Origin of the sequence: Denitrificimonas caeni, assembly GCF_905120345.1 — a bacterium.
Taxonomy (GTDB): domain Bacteria; phylum Pseudomonadota; class Gammaproteobacteria; order Pseudomonadales; family Pseudomonadaceae; genus Denitrificimonas; species Denitrificimonas caeni_A.
The window spans coordinates 180,565-199,015 of the sequence record NZ_CAJHOA010000007.1 but is presented as its reverse complement, the minus strand read 5'-3'; the positions used below and the strand labels follow the sequence as shown (position 1 = coordinate 199,015).

Annotated in this window: 15 protein-coding genes; 4 read left to right on the top strand and 11 right to left on the bottom strand. The window is 43.7% G+C overall.

The features are described 5' to 3' along the window. Positions 1-2: 2 nt before the first annotated feature. Both clrB and clrA read right to left on the bottom strand, forming a co-directional pair. Positions 3-983 (bottom strand): chlorate reductase subunit beta, encoded by a 981-nt coding sequence (gene clrB, locus JYJ62_RS13530; RefSeq protein ID WP_205342762.1) that lies wholly within the window; start codon positions 981-983, stop codon positions 3-5. A 12-nt stretch (positions 984-995) separates the two neighbouring features. Then, positions 996-3,767 carry a chlorate reductase subunit alpha gene (gene clrA, locus JYJ62_RS13525; RefSeq protein ID WP_205342761.1) on the bottom strand — a complete coding sequence of 924 codons (2,772 nt, stop codon included), beginning with the start codon at positions 3,765-3,767 and terminating at the stop codon, positions 996-998. Positions 3,768-4,184: 417 nt separating this feature from the next. Between clrA and JYJ62_RS13520 the strand changes: the two genes are divergently transcribed. Beyond that, a complete protein-coding gene (locus tag JYJ62_RS13520; protein WP_205342760.1) occupies positions 4,185-4,511 on the top strand; it encodes a c-type cytochrome in 327 nt (108 codons plus the stop codon). A 670-nt stretch (positions 4,512-5,181) separates the two neighbouring features. Next, positions 5,182-6,240: a 2,3-butanediol dehydrogenase gene (locus tag JYJ62_RS13515; protein ID WP_205342759.1), complete on the top strand. Its 1,059-nt coding sequence runs from the start codon at positions 5,182-5,184 to the stop codon at positions 6,238-6,240. 106 nt (positions 6,241-6,346) lie between these two features. Here the strand turns inward: JYJ62_RS13515 and JYJ62_RS13510 are convergent, their stop codons facing one another. Then, on the bottom strand, positions 6,347-8,161 hold the full coding sequence (locus tag JYJ62_RS13510) for an NAD(P)/FAD-dependent oxidoreductase (RefSeq protein WP_205342758.1): 1,815 nt from the start codon (positions 8,159-8,161) through the stop codon (positions 6,347-6,349). Positions 8,162-8,472: 311 nt separating this feature from the next. On the opposite strand from JYJ62_RS13510, the gene JYJ62_RS13505 reads away from it, so the two are divergent. Beyond that, positions 8,473-10,434, top strand: a complete 1,962-nt coding sequence (locus JYJ62_RS13505) for a sigma-54-dependent Fis family transcriptional regulator (RefSeq protein WP_205342757.1) — start codon at positions 8,473-8,475, stop codon at positions 10,432-10,434. Positions 10,435-10,454: 20 nt separating this feature from the next. On the opposite strand, the gene mnmE is transcribed toward JYJ62_RS13505, so the two are convergent. From mnmE to hemE, 8 genes are all read right to left on the bottom strand, one after another. Further along, the gene (gene mnmE / locus JYJ62_RS13500; protein ID WP_205342756.1) at positions 10,455-11,822 is read right to left on the bottom strand and encodes a tRNA uridine-5-carboxymethylaminomethyl(34) synthesis GTPase MnmE; all 1,368 of its coding nucleotides are present in this window, start codon (positions 11,820-11,822) and stop codon (positions 10,455-10,457) included. Between the two features lie 73 nt (positions 11,823-11,895). Continuing rightward, on the bottom strand, positions 11,896-13,659 hold the full coding sequence (gene yidC, locus JYJ62_RS13495) for a membrane protein insertase YidC (protein ID WP_205342755.1): 1,764 nt from the start codon (positions 13,657-13,659) through the stop codon (positions 11,896-11,898). A 2-nt stretch (positions 13,660-13,661) separates the two neighbouring features. Then, complete coding sequence (gene yidD / locus JYJ62_RS13490; RefSeq protein ID WP_205342754.1) at positions 13,662-13,901, bottom strand: membrane protein insertion efficiency factor YidD; 240 nt, start codon at positions 13,899-13,901, stop codon at positions 13,662-13,664. Next, positions 13,894-14,295, bottom strand: a complete 402-nt coding sequence (rnpA, locus tag JYJ62_RS13485; protein ID WP_205342753.1) for a ribonuclease P protein component — start codon at positions 14,293-14,295, stop codon at positions 13,894-13,896. The genes yidD and rnpA overlap by 8 nt, the downstream gene beginning before the upstream one ends. Before the next feature lie 16 nt (positions 14,296-14,311). Beyond that, positions 14,312-14,446 (bottom strand): 50S ribosomal protein L34, encoded by a 135-nt coding sequence (gene rpmH, locus JYJ62_RS13480; protein WP_022967041.1) that lies wholly within the window; start codon positions 14,444-14,446, stop codon positions 14,312-14,314. 455 nt (positions 14,447-14,901) lie between these two features. Next, positions 14,902-15,732, bottom strand: coding sequence for a regulatory signaling modulator protein AmpE (gene ampE / locus JYJ62_RS13475; protein WP_205342752.1), 831 nt, complete (start codon positions 15,730-15,732; stop codon positions 14,902-14,904). Then, positions 15,729-16,304, bottom strand: coding sequence for a 1,6-anhydro-N-acetylmuramyl-L-alanine amidase AmpD (gene ampD, locus JYJ62_RS13470; RefSeq protein ID WP_205342751.1), 576 nt, complete (start codon positions 16,302-16,304; stop codon positions 15,729-15,731). The genes ampE and ampD overlap by 4 nt, the downstream gene beginning before the upstream one ends. Positions 16,305-16,528: 224 nt before the next feature. Continuing rightward, positions 16,529-17,596, bottom strand: a complete 1,068-nt coding sequence (hemE, locus tag JYJ62_RS13465; RefSeq protein WP_205342750.1) for a uroporphyrinogen decarboxylase — start codon at positions 17,594-17,596, stop codon at positions 16,529-16,531. 173 nt (positions 17,597-17,769) lie between these two features. Here hemE and msrA point away from each other — a divergent pair, with 173 nt between their 5' ends. Further along, positions 17,770-18,387, top strand: a complete 618-nt coding sequence (gene msrA / locus JYJ62_RS13460) for a peptide-methionine (S)-S-oxide reductase MsrA (protein ID WP_205342749.1) — start codon at positions 17,770-17,772, stop codon at positions 18,385-18,387. The last annotated feature ends 64 nt before the right edge of the window (positions 18,388-18,451 follow it).

The following is an 18,451-nucleotide window of genomic DNA, read 5'->3' as shown; positions in this document are numbered from 1 at the left end:
CCTTAGCTTAGTTTGAACATTTCAGAGTGTTTAAAACCGATCAGTGTATCCATCAGTTCGCTGTCTTTACCCTCTGCTTTTGCTTGGCGTGCCTCAGCTAAGGTATCCAGTACTTCACTCACGCGAGGACCAAACAGACTCTCCAAGTAAGCCAGTGGAATACGTGGCTCATCCAACTCTTCACCATTTGGACCAAATTTAGGCGGTGAAGTAGGCGGAATATAAAACACGTTAGGCTGTGTGCCCCACTCGGCATGCAGAGGTAAGGCTACTTTGTATTTCTCTACCAATAAATGAATCGGGCCGGCCTCATCATCACGATAGCCAATCCAACGTATACGACCGACACATTGCTGTGCACAAGCCGTTGGTAAGCCTTTCTCGATGCGCGGATAACAGAAAATACACTTTTCTGACTTAGAGATTTCTTCGTTAAAGTAAATCTTTTTATAGGGGCAGGCGTTGACGCAATAGCGATAACCACGGCAGCGCTCTTGGTCAACCAAGACGATGCCATCTTCTTGTCGCTTGTAAATCGCATTACGTGTGCACGCAGCTAAACAGGCAGGGTTTGCACAGTGGTTGCATAAACGCGGCAAGTAGAAGTAGTAACTATTTGGGTAATCACCTTCGCCTTCATCTTCATCCCAGTTTGCTCCCCACGTAGGTTTAACATGTGGGCGCAACCAAGGGTCAGTTCCAGTCATTAGAGCTTCTGTGTAGTTATATTCCCACGGAATACCATAGTCTTCTTGGCTCGGCTGTTTGCCCAATTTGAGCGCACCATCGGCATCAAAACCACCACCCATATTTTGATAATCACGTGGATAGCCTTTACCGGGCATCGTTTCCACGTTATTCCAGTACATAAACTCACGGCCGTTACGGTTCGTCCACATCAATTTGCAGGCTGCAGTACAGGTCTGGCAACCAATGCATTTGTTTAAGTCTAAAACCATACTGAGTTGGCGTTTAACAGTCATAATAATTTCCTCTTAAACGGCTCTTGGGTCGTTAATGTCTTCAGCTTTGGCCAGCTCAATGTCATAGCTGCTCTCATGGATATGCTGGTTAGCGTTCCATTTGGCGTACTGGAACGTTAAGTGTCCCCAGTTCCCCACCAACTCCAACGGTTGTAAGAATACAGCGTGAGACGTGTTCATATTTCTACGGTGAATATACTGATGCGGTTCCCAACCATGCTCCATCATGATGGAGTCATCTGGAATACTTGGATAGAACTTAGCTTGAGCGAAAAAGTCACCGTTGGCGTTAAACAACCGCACAGTGTCACCGTCTTTAATACCTTTTTTTGCAGCCAGTTTTGGGTTGATATAAATATTCGGCTCACCACGTTGCAGACGTAATAAGTACTTATTACTGCGCCAGTTCGAGTGGATACCCCAACGCGCATGCGGTGAGTAGAACTTCAAAGGGTAGTTAGAAGCTTTAGGTCCAGCGTGCAAACGCGCGGTAGGTACCATGGAGTTCAGTTTCTCAAACCACGGATGGTCACAATAGAAGGTAATACGACCGGTCAAGGTTTCATAAGGCGCCTTACCATCGGTTTGCGCAGTAAACGGGTTATAGCCTTCATCCTTTTTAAGCGGCTGGTTTAAACCGGCATGCTCATTCATGGTGATAAAGCCTTTTTCTGCTGCTTCTTCGATGGTGACGCCGCCAAATTCTGGCGAATCCTCGATGATATGTTTAAGTACATCGTAATCCGTATTAAGCACACCATTGCGAGTAAAATCATCATGAATGGTGTGCAGATCACGGGTCACATCACCGTCCTGAATCGGACCGATACCCCGAGCAATAGCGCGTTCTTGAATTTTTTTAGTGAGCAACGCCATGATTTCCCAGTCTGGCTTAGACTCACCAACTGGCTCCACAGGGCGGGTAAATACGTTGGCAAAACGGTGGTAACCCTGAGTACGAATGTCCCAAGCTTCATAGTGACTGGCGGCTGGCAGAATATAGTCGGCCCACTCAGCAGTCGAGTCCATACGTACGTTAATGTTGACGTATAACTCTTCAGCTTGACGTAAATGCTCTTCACGGTATTTTTTTGACATTTTGTTGCGACGGAAGGTGTTGTCAGCAATAGCAATCATGCCTTTAATTTCACCATGGTAAGGCATCCAGCCTTTTTCGATGGATTCATTCATCATCTCTTCCATCTCATCGAGATCGAAGCCAACACGTTCTTTTAATTTTTTATTGTCGAAGTGATTGCGCGCACCTTCCATCATGCCGCCACGTAAAAACTCACCTAAACCACCCGCTTCTAAGCGTGCTGATTTCTTGCCTTCAAAGCCAGCCAGTTCGGACCAACGCGGGTGATTCCATACCACCCATGAGGTATCTAAACCACCGGTACGACCACCGTGACCTGTCAGAGCCAGCGTTAACGCATAACCCCAGCAGGTGTACAAGCAGTTAGAATAACTTGAAGTGATATAACCCAGCATAATAATGGCTTTTTTAGCCTTAGCCAGTAGACGTGCTTCTTGACGCACAATGTCTGGATGAATGTTGGTGTCTTTTTGAGTTTTTTCAGGGGTGTATTTAGCCGCTTCTTTTTTAACTTGTTCAAATACTGTAGTGACTTTGATGCCTTCCACAGTAAAAGTACCTTCAATGGCCGGATCGACATCACCCAGCTTAAGGGTCTTGTCTGCATCCCCCATCGAACCTTTAGCTTTTACTGCTTGCTTAGTATTTAAATCCCAGTGGTAGAACACTTGATCAGAACCACCTTCAAGCAGATCCGCTTCACGCAAGAGTTTGCCATTGTCGATACGCACTAGCATCGGCAGGTCAGTTTGCTCTTTCATAAACTCAGGCTTAAACAGCTTCTCCGCAATGATCACGTTGACAAATGACATTGCTAAGAATGGGTCAGAGCCTTGATGGATTGGCATCCACAGATCGGTGTGAATCGCGCTGGGGTTGTAATCTGGTGCCGTACTGGTAATGCGTGCACCGTTGTATTTAGCCTCCCAGATGTAGTGGGCATCCGGAATACGGGTCGCATTTGGGTTAATCATGCCAAGCATAATGTAATCGGCATCAAACCATGCATCAGAAGTAAAGCTTTCTAAAGGGTTACCGTAGGCTAAATGGGCACCGGTGAGTAAGTCACCAACGACGGTAAAGCCATCCAGTTGAATCCCTCCTACTAGTGCGGCAAAACGTGCTGGGCCGGCTTGACGCACCATCGACTGGTTACCTGAACCTTGGTGAGTTTTAAGTTTGCCAGGACCGTGCTTGACAAAAATATCGATGATTTTATCAGCAACTTCTTCAGTGGCCTGATCCCAAGAGATACGCTGCCATTTACCTTCACCACGCTCACCTGCGCGTTTCAGCGGATAGCGCAGACGATCAGCTTCGTACATTGACGTAGAGTGAATCGCACCTTTTTGGCAACCACGCGGGTTGGCATCAGGGACATTGGGATTGACTTGAGGGTATTTAGCAATTTGCTCTTCACGAATAACAATGCCGTCTTTAACGTAAACGTTCCAAGCACAGTTACCCATACAGTTAATGCAGTGAGCCGCATGACCGACCTTATCCCACGTCCACTCGTTACGATAAAGATCTTCCCAACCTCGGTAAGGGTATTCAGCTGCTAAGGTATCACCCACCGGCTCTAAGCGGTTAAGCGCCCAAACTTTATTGCTAAGCATGGCGCCAGTACCGGTAATACCCAGCCCCTTCAGGAAATCTCGGCGTTTGACCTTCCACATTCCCATGATTATTTCCTCATCGACGGTTATTGCCGCTCGGCCGGGCATAAACACGGTGACGGCATATCAGTGACTTGAACGTCACATTTTAATGCTTAGGCTTGTGCGCGTTATTGATCCGTAATGACAGCTGCAATGAGGCTTAAGCTCAGAATCTAAACTTACAAATAATATTAAATATAAGACGGTTAACTGCATTTGATATATACTTATATATAACTTTGATAATCCATTTATACTACTAAATTTAGCATGAAAGCTTGAACAGCATCACACAATCAATAGCAGATAAATATTTAATGATCTTTACTATGACCTAAGTCAAATCTTCTTTACTCTAGGGCCGATAGATGTTGAAAATAACTTAGCATTAGTTCTAATGTACTAATTACGCTCAACCATCTCCTTTATGAGGAAAGCGACATGCTAAATAAATGGATTCAAGGCTCTATTGCTGCGGCAATGCTTGCTGTGATAGTGCAACCCAGTTTGGCTAACGCCGAGGGCGATGCTGCTGCTGGCGCTGGAAAAATAACCATGTGCGCCGCGTGTCATGGCATTAATGGTAAATCTCCTGCCAATATTTATCCGCACCTTGCCGGCCAATGGGCAGGCTATTTAGAAAGCTCGCTGAAAGCCTACCGTGCAGGTGAGCGCACTGGCGGAATGTCAGCCATGATGACACCACAAGCTGCTGCATTAACTGATCAAGATATTGCTGATATTGCTGCGTATTACAGTGGTCAATAATTATTTTTAGCGCGCAGAGAAACTGCAGCCTATAATTGCCTCTGAAGCGATTAATATCAGCTGATCAATGGACTTTATGCATGATCAGCTGAGTGACCGGCGCAATTCCGGATTTGTTAACGTCATGGATGACTTTAACCAGAAAGGCTTGAGTAAATAAGCACCATATTACATTGGACTTTATTCAGCCAGGTAATCCGTAACAGAGTGCTCATATCAAACGCTAAAACCATACTGCTCGTTATGACTAGCTAGCGCAGTATTTATTTCAGAGTATTACCGCTGCTCAAGGTTATGCTATTCAATGGCTTTGACACTACAATAACGAACGACCTAGTATGGGCTGACCCACTAAGTGAAAGTTTGCCATAGTGGTCTACTTTTACCTTTTACTACAAATGAGCAGTTACAGTTTATCTAAAAAATTTAGTCATCGCCTCAGAAAACCCTGATCCCTTAATTAATAAAATGATCACTATATACTTATTAAGTATTAACTCTTAAATCTCTAATACTTGTAAAATAATTGAACTTTAGTGCTGCAGTCATATCTCAAAAAATAAATTACTAATCATCCATAGAAAACCATTATGAATTAATAGTTTGACTAAACTTACTCATCTATGTAGTTTACTTTAAGGTGCATTTTTAATTAAACAAGGATAATAAAATGAAAGCTGCTCGTTTTTATAATAAAGGTGATATTCGAATTGAAGATATTCCAGAACCCACTATAGAGCCAGGTACTGTTGGTATAAATGTAGCATGGTGCGGGATTTGTGGTACTGACTTACATGAATTTATTGACGGGCCAATATTTATTCCAGCTTGCGGTCACCCGCATCCAATCTCAGGAGAATCTGCGCCAGTAACAATGGGGCATGAGTTTTCGGGTGTGGTTTATGCTATTGGGGATGGTGTAGAAGACATTGAAATCGGCCAACATGTAGTCGTAGAACCTTATATTATTGCTGATGATGTGCCAACAGGCCCCGGCGAAAATTATCATCTATCCCCAAATATGAACTTTATTGGTCTTGGTGGACGCGGCGGCGGTTTATCTGAAAAAATAGCAGTAAAGCGTCGATGGGTACATCCTATTTCTAATACTATCCCTCTTGACCAAGCGGCTTTAATTGAGCCGCTCGCAGTTGGCTACCATGCTTTTGTACGCAGTGGGGCTAAAGCAGGTGATATTGCCTTAGTAGGAGGGGGTGGTCCTATTGGTTTATTGTTATCTGCTGTATTAAAGGCCAAAGGATTAACTGTTATTCTTACAGAACTGAGTGCAAAACGTAAAGAAAAAGCTCAAGAAACAGGCGTTGCAGATTTCATTTTAGATCCCACTCAAGTTGATGTTGCCGAAGAGGTAATGAGAATTACTGAAAACCGAGGCGCAGATGTCGCTTTCGAATGTACAAGTAACAATAAGGTATTGGATACACTTGTTGAGACGACCAAACCTGCGGGCGTTATTGTAATTGTATCCATTTGGAGTCATCCTGCTACAGTCAATGTTCATAGTGTTGTTATGAAAGAGCTGGATATTCGCGGCACGATTGCTTATGTAAATAATCATAAAGAAACTATTAAATTAGTTGAGGAAGGTAAGATTAACTTAGAACCTTTTATCACTCAAAGAATAGAATTAGATGATCTTATTTCTCAAGGCTTCGAAACGCTAATTAACAATAATGAATCAGCAGTTAAAATTATCGTACGCCCATGACTTTGAATAATATTTAATTCTTAGATAAATCAAAAGCGGCCAATGAATCAATATCATTGACCGCTTTTGATTAAGTAAAATAGTAACGGTTTAATTTAAGATTTATTTACTGCAAGTGATGGCTCTCTTGTAATTCATATACAGGTGTATCAAGACCTTCCATTCTAGCTTTTATCTGCAGTGATAAATATTGTGAATAATGTCGCGACTGGTGTAGATTTCCACCATGAAACCATAAGGCTGTTTGCTGTGTTGGTTTCCACATATTGCGTAACTCGCCTTCCCATGGCCCCGGATCTTTCGCGGTCTCTGATCCCATTCCCCAGCATTTACCTACTTTATCAGCCACCTCTTGGGAAATTATTTTCGCTGCCCAACCATTCATTGAACCAAAGCCAGTGGCATACACAATTAAGTCAGCATCAAGCTCGGTGCCGTCAGTTAACACCACAGAGTTAGATTTTATATGGTCAATAGTGACTGCAGATTTAAGTTTTATTTTGCCTTGCGCCACCAGTTCAGAAGCACCTACGTCAATATAATAACCAGAACCTCGACGTAAATACTTCATAAATAGACCAGTATGATCTTCACCAAAATCTAACAAAAAACCTGCATCAGTTAATTTTTTATAAAAGTCGGCATCCAACTCGGCTACTTGTCGATAAACAGGCTCATGAAATTGCGGCATCACTTTAAAGGGAATAGAAGCAAAAGTTAGATCTGCCTTATAGGTCGTCATCCCTTTATCTACAGCCTCCTCTGAATACAAACCGCCTAAAACCACATCCATCAAGGTGTCGGACTTAATAATATGCGTAGATGAGCGCTGTATCATGGTGACATCTGCACCGTTTTCCCAAAGCGCAGCACAAATATCATGAGCCGAGTTATTACCACCCAAAACAACGCATTTTTTACCTTTATACGCTTCTCCACCGGGATGTTGGCTAGAATGATGCTGCTCTCCAGCAAAATTTTCCATTCCTGGGACTTTAGGAATTTGCGGTAAACCAGACATACCTGTAGCTAAAATCAACTGTTTAGGGTGAAGCACTAAGCGCTCACCCGATCGATTTACCTCTACATTCCATTGCTGCAAGTCTTCGTCAAAATCAGCACTGATACATTCTGTTGAACCCCAATAATTTAACTCCATAACCTTGGTATACATTTCCAGCCAATCAGCAATTTTGTCTTTAGGAGTAAATACCGGCCAGTTTTCAGGAAAAGGAATATATGGCATATGGTCGTACCAAACTGGATCATGTAGCGATAAGGACTTATAACGGCTACGCCATGTGTCGCCTGGCTTTGATAGTTTATCAATGATAATTGTCGGCACATCTAACTGACGTAAACGTGCTCCTAAGCCGATACCGCCTTGTCCTCCTCCAATAATTAGACAATAAGGTTGTTCGCTATAGCCTAAGTTAGCTTCCTCAAGCTGGCGTTTCTCTAACCAAGTTAGCCGATTAGGATTGGCACCATGTTCTGCACCTTTGGGCCGTAAGTTTTTCCTTTTTTCTGGAAAGTCCTTTAGCTCAACCATCGTGGTCAGTAATGTCCAAGCCTTGCCGCTACGTAAACGTAAATGTCCACGTCCATGAGCGACCTTGGTATTAAAAGTTATCCAAGCCTCTATAACGCCTTGGTTATCAATCGCTTCTTCCTCAAGCTGCCAATCAGACGGCTCAATGTTTTTTAGGGTATGAAGCAGCATCTGTTTAATTTCATCTTGGCCTTCGAGGGTTTTAATATTCCAAGTAAAAGAAACTAAATCTCGCCAATATCCTTGCGCCTCAAAGCAATCGACAGCTTTTTCTATATTTTTTGTTTGCAGTGCTTGATCAAAATTTTGTAGCCAATAAATCACTTGCTGACTTGCAGAAAGATTGGTTTTTACGTCTTGATCTGTCATAAAAATGTACTCCAATATTATTTTTATTGTGCCCTGTCACTGCAATACATCAGCAGATAACAAAGAAATGCTTAAAGTACATTGCACAACGCATGCCAAACTAATAAAAAACATAAGACATTGATATTAAAGGAAATATAATTTAATAAAATCAAAATAGAATTTTTACATTTTGTTTTTTTACACTCTGTAACCTGTTTGCTTTACAACTGTAACCTCAGCTACTAACAAAGAACTATAGAGATTACTGGATATACCCCATAAGCTAAAAACTCATAAAGTATCAATACAATAATACAGTGAGGTTTCTGATGAGCACGGATCAACAGCGTTATCAGCATATAAAGGTCATTCTCAATAGTACTGATTACAACTCTCAGAAAGCACCGTTAGCGCTAGAAAACTCTTTAATTTTGCGCTCATGGCAACGTTGCCTCACTCAACACAAGCTAGATCCAAGCAACCCTCGTCCTGCACGCATAGTAACCCAACAAGTTTTGCGCGAGCATCAAGACTCAGCTGAAGAGTTTCTAAGCGTTGCTCGTGCGGGCGTTGAGCAACTCTACTCACACATTGCCGAGTTAGGTTATGTGCTATTACTCAGTGACCATCGGGGTATTACTGTTCAGTACTTAGGCAATAAAAACCATGACAGCTGTTTGCAGCAGGCTGGGCTTTACCTAGGAGCTGACTGGAGTGAAAAATATGCGGGAACCTGTGCAATCGGTACATGCATTCAAGAATTACAGGCTCTAACATGTCATCGAATTGAACATTTTTACAGCTCTCATATTCAACTTAGCTGTACTGCCGCACCAATTTTTGATGCCAGCGGAGCTTTGTTAGCTGTGCTTAATATTTCAGCCTTAAACTCAGCTATTTCGCCCGCCAGTCAAAATTTCGCCCTACACCTCACACAGCTTTATGCAAAGATCATTGAGAATGCTTATTTTTTAAAATGCTATCACCAGCATTTTATTTTAAAAGCTGATTTCTCTAAGGAGTTGGTCCAAACCAATGGTCAGCTCTTGTTTGCAGTGAATGACAATGGATTCATTATTGCCGCCAACACTGCTGCCAGATCTCTTTTGCAGAAGCAGAAAAATACCACTTCACAACTTACAATGTCTTTGCCTTGTTTACTCGAGTGCAAATGGCACGATATTCTTGCTATTAATTATGAACGTAAAGATGGAGTAAAAGCGTTTAGTACGCAGCTCAGTAAAAAAACTCTTTTTGGCACATTATTAGAACCTAGCGGAAAGGCTAATGAGACTCGAAATTATATTGTAAATAAAGAAGAGTCTGTACCAGGGCTCGATGCTCTCGGCGCTGATGACCCAAAGATACAGCGCACCTTGTCATTGTCTAAAAAGTTACGCAATCGAGATATAAATTTATTAATTCAAGGTGAAACAGGCTCTGGAAAAGAAGTCCTTGCACAAGCGATTCATTACAGCAGTGAGCGCTCAAATAAACCTTTTATTGCTGTTAATTGCGCAGCTCTGCCTGAATCACTGATAGAAAGTGAATTATTTGGCTACTTACCTGGAACCTTTACTGGAGGACGTAATAAAGGAGCTAAGGGTTTAATTCAAGAAGCGAACGATGGGACTTTGTTTTTGGATGAAATAGGCGATATGCCATTAGCTTTACAAACTCGTTTATTACGAGTGCTTGCGGAAAAACAAGTTCTTCCACTGGGAGCCACCAGCCCTATTCCAATTAACCTACGAGTCATTGCGGCAACGCATTGCGATTTACAACAACGTATCGAATTAGGCCTATTTAGAGCTGATCTTTATTATCGCCTTAATGGTGCCAATCTAAAGTTGCCCAGTTTTCGAGAACGAGCTGACAAAGATTACATAATTCAACATATATTAAAAAGTATCAACTCAAGTAGAGGGTCTAAACCAATAACCTTGCGTGGGGATGCCATGAGTGCATTATTAGCTTACAGCTGGCCCGGCAACATCCGGCAATTAGTAAATGCTCTGAAATTTGCTGAGGCGACCTGCGAACATGACGAAATAACCGTGTATGACCTGCCTGAAGAGTGCTCTGTTAACTCCTTTACGCAAACACCTTTAGTCACACAGAAAATCGATTTAGCTATTTATAATACAAATAGATCATCAGAAAACTCGCAAAAAGAGCAATTACTCCACTTACTAACAACACATAAGTGGAATATTTCAGTTGTTGCTAGAGAGCTAAAGATCTCACGTCCTACCCTGTACCGCTGGCTCAATAAATATGATTTGCAGTGATAACTGTTGTTTTATTAATTTTACTTACCGATACAAAAGCTAGAAAAAATTCGTCCTAACAAATCATCTGCTGTGAATTCGCCAGTGATTTCACCCAGTGCCTGTTGCGCCATACGTAAATCCTCAGCTAAGAGTTCGCCGGCGCTGGCTACGGTCAACTGTTGGTAACCATTGGCTAAATACTGCTCAGCTTGTTTGAGCGCATCTAAATGACGACGACGGGCGCTGAAACTGCTTTCTACCGTTTGGCTGTAGCCCATGCAACTTTTTAAATGCTCGCGCAGTAACTCTAAACCGTCACCATTATGGGCACACAAGTTGATGGTGACATGCCCATCAGCATTGCTGTGCATCGCCACTGGCTCGCCGGATAGATCGACCTTGTTACGAATCAAGGTGACTTTTTCTGGGTGTGGCGTACTGTCTAAAAACTCTGGCCACAAGGCAAACGGATCATTGGCCTCGCTGGAATTGGCATCCACCACCAATAGAATTCGGTCCGCTTCATTAATGGCTTTTAAGGCACGTTCAACGCCGATTTTTTCCACTTGATCAGCAGTGTTACGCAAACCTGCAGTATCAGTGACATGCAGTGGCATACCATCAATATGAATATGTTCGCGCAAAATATCCCGCGTGGTGCCTTCAATATCAGTCACAATCGCCGCTTCATAACCCGCGAGACTATTAAGTAAGCTCGATTTACCGGCATTAGGCCGACCGGCAATCACCACGCTCATCCCATCACGCAATAAAGCCCCTTGGCCAGCTTCACGTACCACGTCTTTCAGCTCTTTTTGCACAGCGATAAGCAGTTGTAAAATATGTCCATCGGCTAAAAAATCGATTTCTTCTTCAGGGAAATCAATCGCAGCTTCCACATAAATACGCAGTGCAATCAACTGTTCAGTTAGCGCATTGACTCGCTGAGAAAATACACCTTGCAGAGAACGCAACGCATTGCGCGCCGCTTGGGAGGAACTCGCCTCAATTAAATCGGCAATGGCTTCGGCTTGAGCTAAATCTAATTTATCGTTAAGAAAGGCACGTTCACTGAACTCACCAGGGCGTGCTAAACGGGCACCGAGTTCAACACAGCGCTGCAAGAGCATATCCAATACCACAGGACCACCATGACCTTGTAGTTCTAGAACATCTTCACCGGTAAAGGAGTTAGGACCAGCAAAGTACAACGCTAAACCTTCATCAATGGCTTGTTGGTTATCATCATAAAAAGGGCCGTAATGGGCATAGCGAGGCTTTAATTCACGCTCGGTCATTTGTTGCGCAATACAACTGGCTAGCTGGCCTGAGACTCGAACAATTCCTACTCCGCCGCGTCCTTGTGCTGTAGCAATAGCGGCAATGGTGTCACGCGACATGGGCATAACAATTTCCCTTAACTGTATTCACAAAGCACAACGCCCCTAAAAAGGGGCGTTGTGAACTCAGTTGGTTCGACTAACTTGCGTTAGCAGCCGCCATTGATTTTTCAATCTTACGAGTAATGTACCACTGTTGACCAATGGATAGGAGGTTGTTAACCACCCAGTACAATACCAATCCTGCAGGGAACCACAGGAAGAAGAAGGTAAAGATAATTGGCAATAGCTTCATCACTTTAGCTTGCATTGGATCCGGTGGTGTTGGGTTGAGTTGTTGTTGTACAAACATACTCAAGCCCATGATGATTGGCAGAATAAAGAACGGGTCTTTACTGGATAAGTCAGTCAGCCAGAACATGAAAGGTGCCTGACGCATTTCCACACTTTCCAGCAATACCCAGTACAAGGATAAGAACACTGGCATCTGTACCAAAATGGGTAAGCAGCCACCGAGTGGATTAATCTTCTCTTTTTTGTACAGCTCCATCATGCCTTGTGACAGTTTTTGCTTATCACCCGCATGTTGCTCTTTCAGCGACGCCATTTTTGGCGCAACAGCACGCATACGCGCCATAGACTTGTAACTGGCCGCTGACAATGGGAAGAATGCTAATTTGATTAAAATGGTTAGGAAAATAATCGACCAACCCCAGTTACCTAAAATGCTGTGGATAACGCCCAGTAACCAGAAAATAGGCTGAGCAATAAACCATAGGAAACCATAGTCAACGGTTAACTCTAAACCAGGCGACAAGGTTTTTAGGTGACTTTGAATCTTAGGACCGGCATACAAGGTTGCAGTGGCTTGCGCATGCTCACCTGCTGCAACACTCATTGCAGGGCTGGTATAACCAATGATGTAGTTACCTTTAGCATCTTTACGCGTCGTGACTTGGTTGGTTTGTTCTGGATCTGCAACCCAAGCGGTTACAAAATAGTGCTGCAACCACGCAACCCAACCACCTTGAATGGCTTGATTAAACTTTTTATCATCCATATTGCTCATGGATAATTTTTTGTAAGGCTCATCAGCTGTCCATAACGCAGCACCAAGGTAGGTTGCCGTACCTGTTGCAGTCGTTGATGAAGGATCACCTTGGCCATCACGTTTAAGTTGGGCAAATAAATTACCTTTCCATTCGCGATCGCTTTGATTGTCGACCAGATAGGTTAGGCCAATTTGGTAAGCCTGTTCGTTGATGCATTCTAATTTACGCTGACTGATGTCACGTGCCGAACATTCTGGACTCAAACCACGATGCAAGGTAAAGCGCTTTGTGTAGTTAACACCTTTCTCTTGGAAAGAAAGATCAACATTAAGCTGCTCTTGACCATCTTCTAGGCTGAAATTTTGTTGGGTGACGCTATACAAAGGACGGCCACTAGCACGTGCGTCAGGACCATTGGTACCGACTAAACCACTTTGTGCAACATAAACACGCTCATTGCTATTTTCAAATAACTGCAATGGTATATCTGGATGTGAGGCATTGAGTGGATACTGGCTGAGTTTTAACTCAACAATATCGCCGCCATTAGGATCAATAGCCAATTGCAATACGTCAGTTTGTACATAAATTAAATCATTGTTAATAACGTTGTTGGCCAACGTAGGATCTTGGGCAAACTCATTAATGGCAACAGGTAAGTCATCATTAGTAGCTGCGCTGGCAGTGTTAGTAATCGCTTGATTATTGCTTAAAGCGCTTTGATGAGCTGCACTTGATTGCGTTGTTGCTGCTGTAACTGGTGCCTGGCCGTAGTCTTGATTCCACTGAAGAACCATCATATAAGACACAACAGCTAAGGCAACGAGCAGGATCGTACGTTGGATATCCATGATTACTCGGCCGTAGAAGATGAACAGGAAGGAGGCGGTACGGGATCAAAACCTCCCGCATTCCAAGGATGACAACGTCCAAGTCGTCGCATTGCTAACCAGCCACCGCGAATTGCACCATGCTGCTCAATTGCGTCAATGGCATAACATGAACAACTTGGATAAAAACGACAATGACTTGCCATCATAGGACTGATTGCATAGCGATAGAACTTAATTGGCAAGATCACCAATTTACGCATTGGTTTGCCCTGTTGAATCAGCAAGAGCTGTTTGTAATGCAGGTGTGCGTTGGCGTGCCAAGCGCTTCCACATTTTATCGAACTGTTGACGAAGCTCAATATTGGACAAATCAGCAATACCCCTACGGGCGACAATAACGATATCTACACCGATCAAAATATCTTGATTATGGCGAAAAGATTCTCGTATTTGACGTTTTATTCTATTGCGTTCAACAGCAAGTTTTACGCTTTTTTTACCAATAACCAATCCGAGACGTGGATGTTCGAATTGGTTATCACGAGCAAGTAACAAGACATTTTTGCCTGGAACTTTATTGCTTGCAGAATCAAAGACAGCTTTAAACTGCTGAGGTGTCAGCAGACGCTTTTCTCGGCCAAAGCCTAGATTCATGCTGTGCTCGCTTCGATTATGCGCTCAGACGCTTACGGCCTTTAGCACGACGACGCTGAATGACAGCGCGACCGCCTACGGTTGCCATGCGAGCACGGAAACCGTGGTTACGAGCGCGTTTTAGTGTACTGGGTTGGAATGTGCGTTTCATGATTCGGTACCTGGTGACTTCTTGGGCAAAATGGGTCCCGAAGTGGTCCCCGTTAAATAGGCCGACAATTCTATTGAAAGCTGAGCCTTAGGTCAATTATCTACAGCAATTGTTTATTAAATATCTATCAACTGCTCTTGAAAATTTCCTGTTGCCGTGCGTAGAGAGAGATTATATAAATTAGAAATGAATATATAAAGCTTATTTTTATTGCTATTACTACTGAGCAAGTATTCTGTTGATAACCATAAAAAACTCTTATTAATCATAGGCTTGAAGGAGTCTGATAGTTGTGACCAAGAGGTGCTTTACGTGTGTGTGACCGGCAAATAACCTGTGGATAAAAGGGCTAGTTATCCACAGGTTGATTATTCACAGGGTTATCCACAACTTATAGCACCGGGTCTAGGTTAGGTTCTCCACAGGGTTTAAACGGCCTAAAGTGGTAGATTTAGCTACAAAAATAATGTCCAAACAGCTGTGCAGGCATACCAAAGCACAGCTGAACGTACGAGAAGAAGCCAAATATTATCTAAAGTAATGGTGCCTTTTTCGCCTAAGGCATGGTTTTCTGCTTCAACCGCAGCACGACCGGTTTTACTTAGCAGGTTATTAGCTGGCTCGGTGATACAGAGTAAATCATGCATTAGCGCTCTATTAACCGTAATAAAGTTACCGATTAAAGCGAAACTGGCACTGAGCAGACGTACGGGTAGCCAGTCCAGAATATGCAGTAGACGAGTGGCTAAACCAGCTGCTTGTGGCCATTGCGCTTGTTCTGCGGTCAGTACTAATAAACGATAAGTCAGCGCAGCCAGTGGGCCACCAATCAGGTAATAGAAGATAATGGCAAAAAAACCTTGGAAACCTTGCCAAAGCAAATAGCCTTGCACGGCTTGTAATAGACCATCTGGCTCTTCTGATTGAATTAATAGGTCGCGCTGTGCCGCGAGATTAGCCGCATGCGTATCTTCTCGACGCCAAGCATCTCTAAAGGGGCCTAGTGCTGCACGCACATCAGCGCGGCTTAAGCTATAGAGTACGATTACAAGGTGTAATGGAATCAATAACAAGCCGTATAACACCGATTTTAAGGCCAATAACACTAAGGCTAAACCTAAAATCGGTAAGCTGAAAGCGAGGAGGAAGGCTAATGTATGTTGCTTGGGTAGTAATTTTGAACTGCGTTTAAGCTGTTCGTACCACCATTGGTCTTTTTGTAATGCGGTACGCCAGTGTGATAGTTTTTCAATTAGAATAGTGAGCATTAAAACTAGAAAACTCATGATATATCTCCATCATGTTTAGCCTGTAAACGTTGCCAGATAAATGCTGGGCCTGGATCAGTTTTACGATCTGGAGCGATATCACTGTGCCCACAAATACGCTCTGCAGTGATCACCTGGTAGTGTTTAGTCAATTCATTAACCAACTGATTAAGACTTTGATATTGAGCATCGCTATAGGCTTGATCGTCCACGCCTTCCAGCTCTATCCCTAGCGAGAAGTCATTGCAGCTGTCTCTATCACCAAACTTAGATACACCGGCGTGCCAGGCGCGCTCTAAGCAGCTGACAAACTGGGTTATAGCACCTTCACGACTGATAAAAAAATGGGCGGACACTTTTAAGTCTGCGATGCCAGCAAAGTAAGGGTGAGCGTCGACGGGTAATTGATTGGTAAATAACGCTTCAACCATGCCAGTACCGAATTGACCGGGTGGCAAACTGATGTTGTGGATAACTAATAACGAGATTTCAGCACTGGGCCGCGCGTTATGATTGTCTGATGGCAGATGTCGTGCTCCGTGTAACCAACCGGTTAAGGGATCTAAGGTTAAAGTCTGAGTCGCTTGCATAAAATATCCTGTCGAGCGATAACGGTCGCTGTATCATTTTAGCTTAGATAGTAATAGCAGGATTTAAGCTTTAGACAAGCCTATTAAAGGCGTTGCAGGATAGGTCGATAAATTTTTTTATACCCGTCTGTTAAGCTCTGTACTTTCTATAAATTTTTTGGCGCTGTGTAGCAGAAACAATTAAGGCCGCAAAAGCGGCCTTAATTGTGCAAAGGTTATGGAGATTAACCTTGATGGTACTTGGCAGATAAATCATGCACAGCATTGATAAATGCGCCAGCGTTCTCAGGTTTTACTTCTGGAGTAATACCGTGACCGAGGTTAAAAATATGACCTGGGCCGGAACCGTAGCTTTCTAGAATACGTCCCACTTCTTTCTCAATTGCAGCAGGGTTAGCATACAGAACAGTTGGATCCATATTGCCTTGTAGTGCAACTTTGTCACCAACACGCTGACGCGCTACACCCAAATCGCAGGTCCAGTCTAAGCCCAGTGCTTCAACACCGGTATCAGCCATCGACTCAAGCCACAAACCGCCACCTTTAGTGAATAAGATCACTGGGACGCGACGACCTTCATGCTCACGGATTAAACCATTAACGATTTTCTGCATGTAGGCCAGCGAGAACTCTTGATATGCTGCTGAGGATAAGCTGCCGCCCCAGCTATCAAAAATCTGCACGGCTTGTGCGCCAGCTAGAATTTGCGCATTCAGATAGCTGGTGACAGATTGTGCTAGTTTATCCAACAGTAGATGCATCGCAACTGGGTTTTCGTAGAGCAGTGCCTTACTTTTGCGGAAGTCTTTAGATGAACCGCCTTCGACCATATAGGTGGCTAAAGTCCAAGGGCTGCCAGCAAAACCAATCAAAGGCACGCGACCATTGAGTTCTTTGCGAATGGTGCGCACAGCGTTCATCACATAGCCTAGATCTTTTTCAGGATCAGGAATCGGCAACGCTTCAATGGCTTCGAGGGTATCAACAACTTTTTTGAAACGAGGGCCTTCGCCTGTTTCAAAATACAAACCTAAACCCATCGCATCAGGGATGGTTAAGATATCTGAAAAAAGAATCGCAGCATCTAATGGATAGCGTTCCAACGGTTGCAGTGTTACTTCGCAAGCGATCTCAGCGTTCATGCACAAATCCATAAAGCCACCTGCACGTGCTCGGCTGGCTCTATACTCAGGCAGGTAGCGACCTGCTTGACGCATCATCCATACAGGCGTCACATCCACCGGCTGTTTGAGCAGGGCGCGGAGAAAACGATCATTTTTCAGAGCAGTCATATTAGCGTCCATTAAAAATTAATAGGCTATTGTCGCAAATTTGCGAACAAAAGGCACGATGCAACAAATAAGCTGTGCTATTGCCTTGATTGGTATCAACGGCACAAGATTGTTGCTGAAGGTGTTAGTTTAACGTACGGATTATTATTAAGCATATTAACGAGGGGCTCAGCATGCAAAATTCATTGATCAATAACAGTCAGTTTATCGCTGCAGGTGAGGACGGTGATGGGTCTGCAGTCGCTACACATAGACAATCGCAACAGAGTATCTATCCACCCTTCCCCGCTCATTGCCATTACGTATTATTAGCTATGGGGTGTTTTTGGGGAGCGGAGCGGCGCTTTTGGCAGCAGCCTGGTGTCTACGTTACTGCCGTCGGCTATGCTGGCGGGCATACAGAAAAGCCCAGTTATCCACAGGTTTGCAGTGGTTTAACTGGCCATACAGAAGCCGTGCTCGTGGTGTTTGATCCTGCAGAAATAAGTTTTGCTGACTTATTGCAAGTGTTTTGGCAATCACATGATCCAACTCAGGGCATGCGTCAAGGCAATGATATTGGTAGCCAGTATCGTTCAGCGATTTATTGTATGGATCAACAGCAGCTAGAAGAGGCGCAGGCCAGTTGTGCACATTATCAGGCACGCTTAACTGCGGCAGGCAGTCCAGCTATTACCACAGAAATACGCTTGGCACCGGTATTCTATTATGCTGAAACGATGCATCAGCAGTACTTAGAGCAAAACCCCAATGGTTATTGTGGTTTACGTGGTACTGGAGTGATGTATTGATTTTTCTAGGCTAGAAATTAAAAAACCCCGCGTAAGCGGGGTTTGCAGACTGTCTCCTAACTTC

What these genes read in the sequence shown, in the direction of transcription:
- JYJ62_RS13520 (WP_205342760.1), top strand. Translation starts at nt 4,185, where the DNA reads ATGCTAAATAAATGGATTCAAGGCTCTATTGCTGCGGCAATGCTTGCT.
- hemE (WP_205342750.1), bottom strand. Translation starts at nt 17,596, where the DNA reads ATGACTGCTCTGAAAAATGATCGTTTTCTCCGCGCCCTGCTCAAACAG.
- JYJ62_RS13510 (WP_205342758.1), bottom strand. Translation starts at nt 8,161, where the DNA reads ATGACAGATCAAGACGTAAAAACCAATCTTTCTGCAAGTCAGCAAGTG.
- ampD (WP_205342751.1), bottom strand. Translation starts at nt 16,304, where the DNA reads ATGCAAGCGACTCAGACTTTAACCTTAGATCCCTTAACCGGTTGGTTA.
- yidD (WP_205342754.1), bottom strand. Translation starts at nt 13,901, where the DNA reads ATGCGTAAATTGGTGATCTTGCCAATTAAGTTCTATCGCTATGCAATC.
- JYJ62_RS13515 (WP_205342759.1), top strand. Translation starts at nt 5,182, where the DNA reads ATGAAAGCTGCTCGTTTTTATAATAAAGGTGATATTCGAATTGAAGAT.
- rpmH (WP_022967041.1), bottom strand. Translation starts at nt 14,446, where the DNA reads ATGAAACGCACATTCCAACCCAGTACACTAAAACGCGCTCGTAACCAC.
- yidC (WP_205342755.1), bottom strand. Translation starts at nt 13,659, where the DNA reads ATGGATATCCAACGTACGATCCTGCTCGTTGCCTTAGCTGTTGTGTCT.
- clrB (WP_205342762.1), bottom strand. Translation starts at nt 983, where the DNA reads ATGACTGTTAAACGCCAACTCAGTATGGTTTTAGACTTAAACAAATGC.
- mnmE (WP_205342756.1), bottom strand. Translation starts at nt 11,822, where the DNA reads ATGCCCATGTCGCGTGACACCATTGCCGCTATTGCTACAGCACAAGGA.
- rnpA (WP_205342753.1), bottom strand. Translation starts at nt 14,295, where the DNA reads ATGAATCTAGGCTTTGGCCGAGAAAAGCGTCTGCTGACACCTCAGCAG.
- JYJ62_RS13505 (WP_205342757.1), top strand. Translation starts at nt 8,473, where the DNA reads ATGAGCACGGATCAACAGCGTTATCAGCATATAAAGGTCATTCTCAAT.
- clrA (WP_205342761.1), bottom strand. Translation starts at nt 3,767, where the DNA reads ATGGGAATGTGGAAGGTCAAACGCCGAGATTTCCTGAAGGGGCTGGGT.
- ampE (WP_205342752.1), bottom strand. Translation starts at nt 15,732, where the DNA reads ATGAGTTTTCTAGTTTTAATGCTCACTATTCTAATTGAAAAACTATCA.
- msrA (WP_205342749.1), top strand. Translation starts at nt 17,770, where the DNA reads ATGCAAAATTCATTGATCAATAACAGTCAGTTTATCGCTGCAGGTGAG.